At 62.2% G+C, this 12,604-nt stretch carries 10 protein-coding genes; 4 read left to right on the plus strand and 6 right to left on the minus strand.

The window, feature by feature from the left end:
- Window positions 1-42: 42 nt before the first annotated feature.
- Genes PQR40_RS18505 through PQR40_RS18515 form a run of 3 tightly spaced genes read right to left on the minus strand, consistent with a single transcriptional unit; the run spans window position 43 to window position 3,598 of the window.
- Window positions 43-855: a GDSL-type esterase/lipase family protein gene (locus PQR40_RS18505; RefSeq protein WP_408509528.1), complete on the minus strand. Its 813-nt coding sequence runs from the start codon at window positions 853-855 to the stop codon at window positions 43-45.
- Window positions 855-2,180: a glycoside hydrolase family 1 protein gene (locus tag PQR40_RS18510; RefSeq protein WP_408228375.1), complete on the minus strand. Its 1,326-nt coding sequence runs from the start codon at window positions 2,178-2,180 to the stop codon at window positions 855-857. The genes PQR40_RS18505 and PQR40_RS18510 overlap by 1 nt, the downstream gene beginning before the upstream one ends.
- A gap of 32 nt (window positions 2,181-2,212) precedes the next feature.
- Entirely contained in the window at window positions 2,213-3,598 is a 1,386-nt protein-coding gene (locus tag PQR40_RS18515; protein ID WP_408337130.1) for a carbohydrate porin, read from the minus strand.
- A gap of 210 nt (window positions 3,599-3,808) precedes the next feature.
- On the opposite strand from PQR40_RS18515, the gene PQR40_RS18520 reads away from it, so the two are divergent.
- Window positions 3,809-4,507 (plus strand): TetR/AcrR family transcriptional regulator, encoded by a 699-nt coding sequence (locus tag PQR40_RS18520; RefSeq protein WP_408228381.1) that lies wholly within the window; start codon window positions 3,809-3,811, stop codon window positions 4,505-4,507.
- A 193-nt stretch (window positions 4,508-4,700) separates the two neighbouring features.
- Here the strand turns inward: PQR40_RS18520 and PQR40_RS18525 are convergent, their stop codons facing one another.
- Window positions 4,701-7,256 (minus strand): glycoside hydrolase family 2 protein, encoded by a 2,556-nt coding sequence (locus tag PQR40_RS18525; RefSeq protein ID WP_408509529.1) that lies wholly within the window; start codon window positions 7,254-7,256, stop codon window positions 4,701-4,703.
- Window positions 7,257-7,665: 409 nt separating this feature from the next.
- On the opposite strand from PQR40_RS18525, the gene PQR40_RS18530 reads away from it, so the two are divergent.
- Window positions 7,666-8,289, plus strand: coding sequence for a LysE family translocator (locus PQR40_RS18530; protein WP_408228387.1), 624 nt, complete (start codon window positions 7,666-7,668; stop codon window positions 8,287-8,289).
- 15 nt (window positions 8,290-8,304) lie between these two features.
- On the opposite strand, the gene PQR40_RS18535 is transcribed toward PQR40_RS18530, so the two are convergent.
- Window positions 8,305-9,720, minus strand: coding sequence for an aminotransferase-like domain-containing protein (locus PQR40_RS18535; RefSeq protein ID WP_408337124.1), 1,416 nt, complete (start codon window positions 9,718-9,720; stop codon window positions 8,305-8,307).
- Window positions 9,721-9,876: 156 nt separating this feature from the next.
- Between PQR40_RS18535 and aptA the strand changes: the two genes are divergently transcribed.
- Window positions 9,877-11,205, plus strand: coding sequence for an omega-aminotransferase AptA (aptA, locus tag PQR40_RS18540; protein ID WP_408228393.1), 1,329 nt, complete (start codon window positions 9,877-9,879; stop codon window positions 11,203-11,205).
- An 84-nt stretch (window positions 11,206-11,289) separates the two neighbouring features.
- Here aptA and PQR40_RS18545 read toward each other — a convergent pair whose 3' ends face one another.
- Window positions 11,290-11,814, minus strand: coding sequence for a DUF6496 domain-containing protein (locus PQR40_RS18545; protein WP_408387955.1), 525 nt, complete (start codon window positions 11,812-11,814; stop codon window positions 11,290-11,292).
- 293 nt (window positions 11,815-12,107) lie between these two features.
- On the opposite strand from PQR40_RS18545, the gene PQR40_RS18550 reads away from it, so the two are divergent.
- Window positions 12,108-12,359, plus strand: a complete 252-nt coding sequence (locus PQR40_RS18550) for a hypothetical protein (RefSeq protein ID WP_063499960.1) — start codon at window positions 12,108-12,110, stop codon at window positions 12,357-12,359.
- Window positions 12,360-12,604 lie beyond the last annotated feature (245 nt).

Consider the following 12,604-nt stretch of genomic DNA (forward strand, 5'->3'; position numbering starts at 1 on the left):
GCACGGTCGAAACAACGCGATCGCTACACTTATGATGCGGCCTCATTCCACCGCGGCGGCCAACGCAGCGATGGCGATCGGACGCATAACTTCGTATCCCGCTGCCGTGGGATGAACACCGTCACGCGTAAGTTCGGCGCGCAGGCTACCGTCCGGTGCCGCGAGCGCAGAATGATAGTCCGCGAAAATCAGTCCATGCTCGTCGGCTAGTCCCTTGAACCATGCGTTGATCTCGGTAATGCGGGCACGCGGATCGATTCCTGGGCGCCAGGCGAAGAAGCCGGCCGGCGTGACGCTGCCGAGAATCACTTTCACGTTAAACGCGCGCGCCAGCATGACCATGGCAACAATGTTGTTCTGGTAGTCGGCGAATGTCGTCGGTCCGGTATTGCCGGCGAGATCGTTGCCGCCGCATAGCAAGTGGACGACAGCGGGCTTGAGTTGAATGACGTCTGCCATAAAGCGCAGCAGAATCTGCGGGCTGGTCTGTCCGCTGATGCCGCGGTTGACGAGGCCTCCGCTAACAAGCCCATAACGGAACATTTCCGGGTCACCCGCGAGCCAGAACTCAGTCAGTGAATCCCCAATGAACACCGCCTTGGGCGAGATCCCCGCCAGCATGCGGTTCGCGTCACGGTACTGACCAAGATTGGGCCAATCCCGCGCTCGCAGTGCTTCTACACGAACGTCTCGTGCCGCGAGCACTGCCGGATCGTGTGCGCGGGCCAGCAATTCCGGGTCCAGCGGGCCCGGCGCCACATAGGCATGCACGAACCGTATTTCGTCCTCGGTCGGACCGCTTCCATGCGAGTCGAGTTGGTCGACCATGCCGACAACAGGTGATGCATCGCTCATTAGAGTTCTCCCCGGCGCGCAATGGCGCCCAAATGAAACGCGCTCGGTTTAGGCGTGCGCTGGAAGGTTTCGAAATCGACTCCGACCAGACCGAAGCGCTGATCATAGCCCGATGTCCATTCGAAGTTGTCCAGCAGGGACCAGTGAATATAGCTGCGTACGTCGATGCCATCGTCGAGGCATTTCCGCACTTCCGCCAGAGCCGCGTCGATATAAGCTATGCGGCGCGTATCGTCATCCGTCGCAATACCGCTTTCGGTCACGTAGACCGGCCGGCCGGTCCGGCTCGCGGCCAACCGGATCGTGGCGCCCAGCGCTTGAGGATAGAACTCGTAACCTGCCGCCGTCATCTCCGTATCCGGCGCAAGCGCCGCCTGGCCGCTCGCATCCACGCGTACGCGCGTATAGGTCTGAACGCCGATAAAGTCGGTCATCGCCGCTTCGTCGAGCCAGGGACCGTAGAGACTATCGGTCATGTATTCGGCCAGATTGCCGTCACCGACGCCCTGCACTTCCTGCATCGTCAAATTAAGGCCGACAGGAAAATTGCCGGGACCGGCCTTGATCGCCTGCAGCGCTTTTCTGTGCGCGTCGATCAACACCGCTTCCGTTTTCTCGGCGTCTGCGAACAGCAGCGACGAAAAACGCGGCGAGCCACAGCGCTGCGCGCACGCGGCTAGCATCGCATCAATGGCCGGTTGTGCTTCGGGCTTGCTCAGCAGCAGTTTGATGAGCCGTTGGATATTCGCTTCGTTGAACGTCGTCGCGGCAATGAGATGCTCGCCAAGGCGCCGCGTTGCGGCTTCCGCAAAACGGGCGAACAGGTCCGCGCCGTCGGCGACCTCGAAGCCGCCGCGCGCCGCGAACCAGCGCGGTACGGTGAAATGGCTGTACGTGAGCATCGGCGCGAGGCCACGCTCCAGGCAGCGATCGATCAGTCGCGCATAGCGGTCGAGTTCGGCGCTCGAAAACTGGCCCGGTTCCGGTTCGATGCGCGCCCACTCGATGCCGAAGCGGTAGCAGTTCAAACCGAGATCCGCGGCGATCGCGACGTCGTCGCCAAAGCGGTGATAGCTGTCGCATGCGTCACGTGAGGGCTCGGCGAACACCGTCGGTGTAACGTGTTCGGCGAGCCATACGTCGGAAGCAACGTTGTTTCCTTCGCTCTGATGCCCTGAGATGGCCACGCCCCATAGAAAGTCTTTGGGTACCGCGCGCGGTGTACGGTCGTTGGTCAAAATCGCTTTCTCCAGTGTGAGATCGCGCCGCCCGTTGGCATGCGGCGGCGCAGGGTTATGGCGACGCGCCGGTATGAGCGCATCCATTTGGGACGCCGTGCGGCGCAGCCGGCTGATGGCTAGAACACGACGGTCGCGCCGGTGGTCAACAGCAGGGCGGCGGCGTGCGACGGTGCGAGCACCGGTTGTGTCGTATAGGCAATACTGTTGGTCCAGTAGACGCCGCGCATCACGTGCATGGCGTACGACACCGAATACGTGTTGCTGCCCGCGATCATCGGTACGCCGGTGGCGAGCAGCGAGAACTGCCGCGTTCTCTGACTGATCCACTGGTGCGTGAAGCCGGCGCTCACCATGTCGTAGGGACGCGATGCGAACGGTCCGAGGCTGTAGATCGTCGCCGCGACGTCGCGGCTGAACGGGTTCTTGCTCGCGTCCGCGTAGTCCACCTTGAGGTCGGCGTAGATGCCGCGATAACTGTAGAACGCGTCGGGCTGCGTGAACTGCCGTGTCACCGCGAAATAGAAGCCCTTGTTGCCGTAGGTCGGGCGGCCTACGCCGTAATCCATGTAGTCGCTCGTGTTGTACAGCGCGCCGGCACGCACCCAGAACGCGCGCTGGTTCGGGGCTGACAGGATGCGGTAGCCCACTTCGTCCATGAAGAGTGCGCGGGCACCCGGCACGCTGAAGCTCAAGCCCGACGAGTTGTCCTGCGAGTCGGCCTGGAAGCCCTGCGGGCTCATGCTGCGCGTCACAGCGAAGTGGTTATAGAGCCGCATGTCCGACGCGTAGACGCGAATGTCAAAGGTGGGTGCCGGTTTGATCGACGGAACGCCCAGTTCGTAGAACATGCTGCTCGCCGGGCCGAGTGCCGACGACGCGACAGTCGTGCCCAGCGTGAAGCCATAGAACTCGTTGGTCGGTGTCTGGAAGCCGTAGTTGATGCGGACCTGGTGGTTGAAAAACTCCTGCTCGATCGAGAGTTCGCTAACAAATGCACTGCGCACGCCTGCACCGAGATAACTGGTTTCATTCCACATGCCCGCGACGATGAACTGTGAGTCCTTGCTGAAACCGACCCGAGAAAGGTCGTAGGTCAGCACGGCCAGCGCAGATTGACCATAAGTCGGCCGCTGCCCGGTGTACGACTGCGGCACGCTGTTGCTGGGATGCAGCACGTCGTAGGTCAGACTGCTTGAGATGCCGCCCTGGAGCACCCAGCCGTTTTCGTACATCTTTTCGCGTAGCCCACCCATGCCCGGCGACACGCTGTCGCAAGTGGTCGACAGCGGGGTCTCGAGACCCCGCGCGCGGTTCTGGTCGTAGGCGAGGCAGTTACTGGTCTTCGCGGCTTCGGCGATGCTGTCGTCGGCCTGCGCGCCACGCGCGGACAATGTCATTGCGATGCCGAGGCCCACTGCGTAAAGCAGTCTTCTGCGTCGTGCTGCGGTATGGATACCCGTACCGACGGAACGCGCCGGCCTCCTTGAAGCGGTAGTCGTCATGAATCCCTGTCTCCTGATGTTTTTCTGGCGGCTTGCGTGCAGCAAGTGGCATCAAGGTAATCTGCAAATAACAAACAGGCAAGACTGTTTGTGAATTTTGCGGGTATTCACCGACCCTCCGCCTCTCGAAAACGGAGGCAGTTCAAAAACCAATAGACTGGTTTGTTTGTTTTAGTCTATCGTCAGGGTACATTCCCCGTTAAGCCACCCATGACACAGCGAACGAAAGAGAAGCCTCTTCAGACGTCGAAACACGACGCCGCATCCACGCCGGCGGCCCCGCCCGGTCGGCGCCCGCAAGCGCAGCGCAGCGCGGAAACCCAGGCCAAGCTGATTGCGGCCGCGATCTCCTGTCTGCATCGCTTCGGCTACAGTGCGACGTCCGTGACGATGGTCGCGGAAGAAGCCCAGGTGAGCCGCGGCGCAATGACCCACCAGTACCCGACCCGCACCGACCTGATGCTGGCCGTCGTAGAGGCTGTGTATCAGCAGGACGTCGCGCATTACGAGCGCACAGTGAAGGAGATGCCGCCGCTACAGTGGATGCGTGAACTGCCGTCGACGATGTGGGACGTGATGAGCCAGCCGTCCGGTACCGCTGTGATGGAGATCATGCTGGCATCACGCTCGGACCCGGAACTCGCCGACAAACTGCGTGAAATACAGACTGGCATCGATCGGATGTCGCACCCCTGGATCGTCGAGCGCCTCGAAGCGGCGGGTTTGCGCGATCATCCGAACGGCGAGGCGATTCACCGCGTATTCGTCGCGGCGATGCGCGGGCTGTCGCTCGAAGCGCTGTTCCGGCGCGACCGCGCCGAGGACGAGAACGCAGTCGCTGTGCTCAGTGAAATGCTGCGCCTGCTTTATCCAGAAATCGAAGCCGCGCCGAAGAAGAAACGCAAATGAGACGGTCCCGGAAAGCCAATGGCCATACACGGCATTGACACGCGGGCCCGATGGATGACGCGCTGCTCGCACGCGTAACGAGTCCTGAAGGCGGAACGCCGCGCGGCGAATTCACCGGCGACGGCGTTCATCCGACCGCAGCCGGCTATGCGGCTATGCGGCGATGCGCGCAACCGCGCTCGCCGCACTCACCTCAGCGATGGAATGAGCCGAGCGTGACGCTGGCTGGCGTCAGCGTCACGCCGCCTGCTGCGACACGAACCGTGCGCGTTTCGCCCGGCTGCAGATCGAAGTAGTTGTCGCTGAACGTCGCATGCGCATCGGCCGCCAGCAGATGCACAAAGTGGTGATAACCGATACCGGTCAGCGTCACGGAAAGCGCGCCGTCGTCGCCGGCTTGCACGTTCATCCGTGGTTCCGTTGCGGCGAACGGCAACGTTTTGATTGGCGCGAAGAACAGCCGGTTGTCCGCGAACTTCGACGAGCGCACCGTCAGCACGCGGTCCGGCGCCGCGCCGGGACGATCCAGTGAACTGCGCCAGACCGCCCGGCTCCCGGTCGCCGGCACGGTGCCCGCCATGGTTTCCTGCCAGAGCGTTGCGCCATCGAACGTCATCATGGTGAGCGTCGCGTCGAATTCGACGTCCGCGCGCGTGTCGTTGGTGACCCATAGTTCGACGGTGCCGTCGTCGAGCGTCTTGAACGACCCCAGCACCGGTGCATAGGCGCGCGCGACGTAGTACCAGCTCGCCTTGCGAACCCGGTCGTAATCAATCAGGCTCCAGCTAATACCCGGCCAGCAGTCGTTGTATTGCCAGATCAGCGTGCCGGAGCAGTGTGGTTTACGGCGCCGGTAGTGTTCGATGCCGAACTTGAGTCCCTCGGCCTGTACGAGCTGCGTGAACGTCACGTATTGGCGGAGCGTCGCCGGCAAACCGGTGACCGGAATCAGCATCGCATTGACCTTGTCCTGCGGATGATCCTTGATCCGGTTCAGAAACCCTTCGCTGCCGAGTGTCATCTGGTCCGGTGCGATCCAGCGCGCCAGCGTGCTTTCGGCGGGTGCGGCCTGGATGCCAAATTCGCTGACGAAGCGTGCCTTGTCTTCCGCATAGCGCGTGTACGCGACCGCTTCCGGCGAATGGTCGAAAGTGCCGACCGGCTCCGCGTCGGGAACCGGCGGCAATCCATGCCAAACCGTCCAGTTGTGCACGTCGCCAGCGCGCATGCTGTTGTGACTGGGACCGCCATAAGGGCTGCCCGGCCAATAAGGCGTGGCCGGATCGAGGGCTTTCAGCGCCTGCGGAATCATCCTCTGGAAAAACAGATCGCCCGGATAGGGTGTGTTCACGCCGGTCATTCGGCTCATGAACTGGTGAACCGCCTGCCCCTCGTTGTTACCGCACCATAGCGCCAGCGAGGGATGATTTCGCAACCGCGTGATCTGGTAATCGACTTCCCGTTGCACACTCTCGACAAAAGCAGGTTCGTCCTCCGGATACGGCGCGCAGGCGAACATGAAGTCTTGCCAGACAAGCAGGCCCAGGCGGTCGCAGGCGTCGTAGAACGCATCGGTTTCATAAAGGCCGCCGCCCCACACGCGGACCATATTGACGTTCGCAGTGGCCGCTTCCTTGAGCAAGGTCTCATGATCCGAGGCAGTCGTTGCGCCGACAAAGGAACTCGCCGGGATCCAGTTCACACCTCGCGCAAAGATCGGCACACCGTTCAGAAGAAAACGGAAGAAATCACAACCCGGTTCGTCCAGATCAGCCGACGTGTCCAGTTCGATGCGGCGAATTCCGACCTTCAGCGTCCGTTGATCGAGCGTCTGCTCGCCGTGCGCCAATTCCACGCGCAAGGTGTACAAGGAAGGCAGACCAAGCTCGGGAGTCCACCATAGGCTCGGTGTATCGACAGTCAACTGACACGCCGTGGATCGACTCGCGCCGTCAAACGTCAGGGTCGTGCCGGCAACCTGCACACCGGCCGGGTCCAGCAACTGGATCACGGCCCGCAAAGGCCCGCGAGAATCGCCCTCCGCTGCGAAAGCATCGATCGTTACCGCGACATCGATCACGGCTGCGGGTTCGATTACAAGCGTGGTAAAGCGAACATCCCGAATAGCCGCGATTCGCTGGCGCTCCAGACGAACTGGCCGCCAGATCCCCACGCTGGGCAGTTGCGGACCCCAATCCCAGCCCCAGCCGAATTGCGCTTTGCGATGGAAATTGCGTTTCGATTCTTTGATCGGATCGGCAATGATGTCCCAGGTTGCCATCGACTTGTCGGCCACCCGCAGCGCCGGAGGTGTGAAACAGATGAGCAGCAGATTGGGTTCGTCGTCACGCAGCAGCGGACCGGCGTCAAAGCTGAAAGCCGCGAACATGTTGTCCGTCTTGCCCAGAAGACCGCCGTTAAGCCAGATCGACGCGTACGTGTCCAGTCCCTCGAACGTCAACATCACGCGCTCATTGGGCCCGGGCTTCATGGCGGGAAACCGGCTACGCCACCACCATTCCCGGTCCTTCACCCAGGCGCAGGCGGATTCGTTTTGCTCAGCGAACGGATGAGGAATCCGGCTTGCTTCGTATAAGGCCAGATAAGTATCACCCGGCGCAGAGGCGGCGATCCAGCCGTCGCTGCCTGCGAGCAACTCTGCTGCCGAAACCTCGTTGGGTGCGTAATCCTTGATTTCCCACTCGCAAGGCAAGGTCTGCCCGGCGTTGCTGACGACAATCTCTGCCACTGTTTGTGCTCCTGGTCCATTCATGGATTTAAGACCGACAGGCTGATAGGCTGACAAGCGGCTCGCGCGACGCCATGCTTAGTATGACGAATGGTTATTCCCGAGATATCGTATCCCGATACAGGGGCGATCGGGTGGTGTACCGCCAGCGTAAGCGTCTCCTGATGTTTTTCTTGCGACTCGCATCACGCAAGTTCGATAACAGTAGCGGAAATTCAACAAACAGACAAGACTGTTTATTTTTTACGTTAGCAGGTCACACCGCCGTAGTTTTATTGTCTCCTAGACCGCTCTCGCCCCCCACCTGCACGTCCGTACCGGACACCATTCCGAAAACCGTACAGGTACTGTACCGGCATGGTTCGCTAGAATGCTCCAAAGGTCCTATCGACTGACACCGGAGCCACCCATGTCTTATCTCAGCCTCAGCGCGCTGCCCGCGGGCATCCTGTTCGCGCTTGTCACCACCATCACGCCCGGTCCGAACAACACCATGTTGCTGGCCTCCGGCGTCAACTTCGGCTTTCGCCGCACGCTGCCGCATCTTTCCGGCATCAGCGCCGGGGTCGTGCTGTTGATGCTGTCGGTCGGGATCGGTCTGGGCGAAGCCTTTGTGCACTTTCCCGTGCTGTACACGGTGCTCGAAGTCGCGAGCGTCGCGTATCTGCTGTATCTCGCGTGGAAAATCGGCACGTCGGGTGAATTGAAGGTCAGGAAAGGCGATCGCCGGCCCATGAAATTTCATGAAGCCATTGCGTTCCAATGGATCAATCCGAAAGCGTGGATGATGGTGCTGACCGCCGCCACGACGATCCACCTCAGCGAGAGCACCAGCATGAACGCCATCGCGATGGCGGCGATCTTCTACGTGATCGGTTTCCCGTGCATCTGCCTGTGGGCCGGTTTTGGCACCGCGATGCGGCGCGTGCTGTCGGACCCGAAGCGGCTGCGTATTTTCAATGTAGCGATGGCGCTGCTGCTGGTGCTCTCGCTGTATCCGATCGCGCTGAAGCTGCTCGGCCAGGCCGCTTAAGATTGAGCAAGGCAGCTAGATCGCACCCTGCCCGATTCGCTCGATGAAGCGCCACAACGCATCGTCGGTCGAGTACGGCGCGTTGAAACGGAACCAGGCGCTCGGCGCATCGTCCGGACGGAAATAGGAGCCAGGCGCGAGCCAGATGCCATGCGTGAGCGCCGCCGTCGCCACTTCACCGGCGCGCCCGGCTTCAATCGGCAGGCGCGCCCACAGGAACAGGCCGGCTCGCGGCCGGTGAAACAGTTCGAGGCCGAGTGAGTCGAGCCGCTCTTCGACGGTCGCATGCGCGAGCTTGAGCCGCTCGTTTACGGCTTCCACGTGACGCGCATAGCGCCCTTCGAGCAACACCTTGTCGACGATCCGCTCGATCGCTTCCGACGAGGTCAATCCCACCGCCATCTTCGTGCGCGCCAGTTCGCGCAACACCGCCCGCTCGGCGACCACATAGCCGCAGCGCAGCCCCGGCGTCACCGTCTTCGAAAAACCGCCAACGTAGAGCACGCGCTGCAAGCCTTCCATTGCAGCGAACAAGGGCGCGCCGGGCGGCGCCAGTTCCCGGCTGACGTCGTCTTCGATCACCCACATGCGCTGACGCTCGGCGATCTGCAACAGACGGAACGCCGCCGACATGCCGAAAGTCGCGCCGGTCGGATTCTGCAGCGTGGTGTTGACGAAAATCGCCTTCGGCTTGTGCTGCGCGACCAGCGCTTCGAGCACGTCGGTGTCGACACCGGCCGGCGTGCGCGGCACGCCGTGCACCACCAGCCCCGCCAGCTTGAGAATCTGCAGCAGATTGCAATAACCGGGATCTTCGACGATCACGGCGTCGCCCGCGCGCAATAGCGTCCGGACGATCAGATCCAGCCCTTGCGTCGCGCCCTGCGTGAGCAGCACGTTGGAGACGTCCACCGGCAAACCGCGCCGGTCGAGTTGCTCGGCGATTCGCTCGCGCAGTGGCGCAAAGCCGTACGGATGCCCGTAGTCGCCGAGACGCGCCGCCGGCACCCGGCTCATTGCGCGCAGCGCATGCTGCAAACCGGTCTCGTTGATCCACTCGTTCGGCAACCAGCCGCCGCCCGCCTTGATCGGCACCGAATGGTCGGCGAATACGTCGGACAGCAGCCAGGTCGCGGTCAGGCTTGGCGGTTGCCAGTCGGTCGGCGCGACCCGCGTGGACTGCGCGCGCGCCGCCACGCGATAGCCGGAACCGCGCCGCGCCACCACGAGACCCATCGAAACGAGACGGTTGTACGCTTCCGTGACCGTGAAGGTGCTCAGTTCGTGGCTTTGCGCGAGCGCCCGCACCGACGGCAGCAGCGCGCCGGCGCGCAGCGACTGCGCCTCGATGGCGCGCTCGAAGCCTTGCACGACCTGCTCGACGAGCGTGGGAGCGGCGCGCCGGTCGCGCTCAAGTTGTAATTCGATCATGATCGGGAATGAGGAGTCGGCACAGTTATCGCAATTCCACCAACACAGTTAGCGCCACACTGCGTCAACTGTTTATGCCGCCATTAAACCGCGAACGCTACAGTTTTGGCTATGCCCCGAAGGAAGTCCCTTGGGGGACCACCTCGAGGAAAAACCATGACTTCGCGCCCCGTCATCGACGACCTGTCGTCTTTCTGGATGCCCTTCACCGCCAACCGCCAGTTCAAGGCCGCGCCGCGCCTGCTGGAATCGGCCAAGGGTATGTACTACCGCACGACGGACGGGCGCGAAGTGCTCGACGGCTGCGCGGGCCTCTGGTGCGTAAACGCCGGCCACGGCCGCGACGAAATCGTCGCCGCGATCACCCAGCAACTCTCGACGCTCGATTTCGCGCCGACCTTCCAGATGGGCCACCCGTTGGCATTCGAAGCGGCCACGAAAGTCGCCGAACTGATGCCGGACGGCCTCGACCGCATCTTCTTCACGAACTCAGGTTCGGAATCGGTCGATACCGCCCTGAAAATCGCGCTGGCGTACCACCGTTCGCGCGGCGAAGGCCAGCGCACGCGCCTGATCGGCCGCGAGCGCGGCTATCACGGCGTGGGTTTCGGCGGCATTTCGGTCGGCGGTATCGCGCCGAACCGCAAGACGTTCTCCGGTGCACTGCTGCCGGCGGTCGATCACCTGCCGCACACGCATAACCTCGAACACAACGCGTTTTCGAAAGGCCAGCCCGCCTGGGGCGCGCATCTTGCCGACGAACTCGAGCGCATCGTCACGCTGCACGATGCCTCGACGATCGCCGCGGTCATCGTCGAACCGGTGGCCGGTTCGACGGGCGTGCTGATTCCGCCGCAAGGCTATCTGCAAAAGCTGCGCGAGATTTGCACGAAGCACGGCATCCTGCTGATTTTCGACGAAGTGATTACCGCTTTCGGCCGCGTCGGCAAGGCGACGGCGAGCGAATATTTCGGCGTGACGCCGGACCTCATCACGATGGCCAAAGCGATCAACAACGCCGCGATCCCGATGGGCGCGGTGGCCGCGAGCCGGACGATCCACGACACGATCGTCAACGGCGGCGCACAGGGCGCGATCGAACTGTTCCACGGTTACACGTATTCGGCCCACCCGGCCGCAGCGGCTGCCGCGGTCGCCACGCTCGACCTGTATCGCCGCGAAGGCCTGTTCGAGCGCGCGGCAACGATGGCGCCGAAGTTCGAAGCCGCCGCTCACTCGCTGCGCAACGCGAAGCATGTGAAGGACGTTCGCAACCTCGGCATGATTGCTGGCGTCGAACTCGAATCGCGCGATGGCGCGCCGGGCGCGCGTGCTTACGAGGCGTTCGTGAAGTGCTTCGAGGCGGGCGTGCTGGTGCGCTTTACCGGCGACATCCTCGCGTTCTCGCCGCCGCTCATCATCGACGAAGAGCAGATCGCGCACCTCTTCAAGACGGTGGGCGACGTTCTCGCGACGGTGCAATAAGCCTGCGGGCGAGATGCGGCGCGCATGAGTCGCGCGCGTCGCATCTCGACGATTGTCTGCGTCACTCCCTCTCGAACGCTAGCGTTAGTGATGCGCGCGCGAAGCCCTGGTGTGCGCAGCCTTCTTCGCTGCAGCCGAGCGGCCTGCAGCACCCTTCGTCGCGGCGGCCTTCCTGGCGGCTGCGGAACGGCTAGCCGCCGGACGTTTGGCCGCTGCCGACCTGGTCTGCTTCGACAAAGCCTTGTGCGACGCACCGGCGCTGCTTTCACGCTTCAATGCGCTGGTTGCGGCACGTGAGCGCTTAGCCGTCGACTCGCTGCTCGCACGTTTCTTCGCTGTGCTCTTGTGCTGGCCTGCGGCGTTGTCCTTGTCCGCTTTCTTCCGGGTTGCCTCGCTCGTCGCGCCCTTCTTCGGCGACTTCACGGCGACGCCTGCGCGGCGTGCTTCCGACAGGCCGATTGCAATCGCCTGCCTGGCCGACCTCACGCCATGCTTGCCGGCGCGTACCTTATCGACCTGTTCCTTGACGAATTCCCCGGCCTGGGTGCTCGATGACTTGCCGGCACGTTTGTCGGCTTGGGCACGCTTGATGGTTTTCTGTTCGGGCATGACAGTCCTCCAGTTAGCTGTTGGCTTTGTGGGTGCAGCAACGCGTGTGCCGGGGTTGTTCGCGGCTTGGGCGGGTGCGGCTGGAAAGGCCGTCTGAAGGGGATGTTGGCGCTTTGGGTGCGGCGTGGGTGTTTGCGAAGGGTACTGCCGGTGGTGTGGTGAAACTTCAGGGAAGCTCGACGCGGCGCAGCGAAACTTCCGGAAATTACCTGACAAGGCTCGCGCCTCGCATCTGGACGGCGTATGGTGACAGCTAGGGTTGGCACCGTGGTCCGACCTGACGGGAGACGTCCATGAAGATACCTACCGTTCGCGCAGGTGCGCATATTGAAGGCGTGCACTGGATTGCCGAGTACGCTGAAGACGTTCACGAGATTCGTGTGTTTCGGGAAGGCCAGGAAGTGGATGTGCATAATGCGCCGTCCACGTTGTTTGGCGATGAGGAGAATGCCGGGTCAAAGAGTACAGCCGATCATCGGGCGGTCGAGGCCGCTGTGCTTGCTTATTTGAGGCGGTTTGTGATTGAGCATGATGCGGAGGAGTAGGGGTTTTTGCCTGCTCGGCGCTTTGTTTGCTGGTTTGTCTGCGGCCTTTCTTTGATTTGGTTGCCTGCGCGGCGCTTGTCTGTGTTTTTATGGCATTGGCCTTTTCTTGCTCTGGCTTCTTTGGCTTTTCCTTGAATTGATATTGGTCTATTAGCGTCGCCCCTGTGCGGGGCGGGCACTTACTTCTCTTTGCCGGCCGCAAAGAGAAGTAAGCAAGAGAAAGCGGCTCACCCCGCTAATTCTTA

Origin of the sequence: Paraburkholderia sediminicola (assembly GCF_046026855.1) — a bacterium.
GTDB lineage: Bacteria > Pseudomonadota > Gammaproteobacteria > Burkholderiales > Burkholderiaceae > Paraburkholderia > Paraburkholderia sediminicola_A.

Excerpts from the sequence above, each read along its gene's own strand:
- PQR40_RS18505 (WP_408509528.1), bottom strand. The coding sequence starts at position 855 with ATGAGCGATGCATCACCTGTTGTCGGCATGGTCGACCAACTCGACTCG.
- PQR40_RS18510 (WP_408228375.1), bottom strand. The coding sequence starts at position 2,180 with ATGGATGCGCTCATACCGGCGCGTCGCCATAACCCTGCGCCGCCGCAT.
- PQR40_RS18515 (WP_408337130.1), bottom strand. The coding sequence starts at position 3,598 with ATGACGACTACCGCTTCAAGGAGGCCGGCGCGTTCCGTCGGTACGGGT.
- PQR40_RS18520 (WP_408228381.1), top strand. The coding sequence starts at position 3,809 with ATGACACAGCGAACGAAAGAGAAGCCTCTTCAGACGTCGAAACACGAC.
- PQR40_RS18530 (WP_408228387.1), top strand. The coding sequence starts at position 7,666 with ATGTCTTATCTCAGCCTCAGCGCGCTGCCCGCGGGCATCCTGTTCGCG.
- PQR40_RS18535 (WP_408337124.1), bottom strand. The coding sequence starts at position 9,720 with ATGATCGAATTACAACTTGAGCGCGACCGGCGCGCCGCTCCCACGCTC.
- aptA (WP_408228393.1), top strand. The coding sequence starts at position 9,877 with ATGACTTCGCGCCCCGTCATCGACGACCTGTCGTCTTTCTGGATGCCC.
- PQR40_RS18545 (WP_408387955.1), bottom strand. The coding sequence starts at position 11,814 with ATGCCCGAACAGAAAACCATCAAGCGTGCCCAAGCCGACAAACGTGCC.
- PQR40_RS18550 (WP_063499960.1), top strand. The coding sequence starts at position 12,108 with ATGAAGATACCTACCGTTCGCGCAGGTGCGCATATTGAAGGCGTGCAC.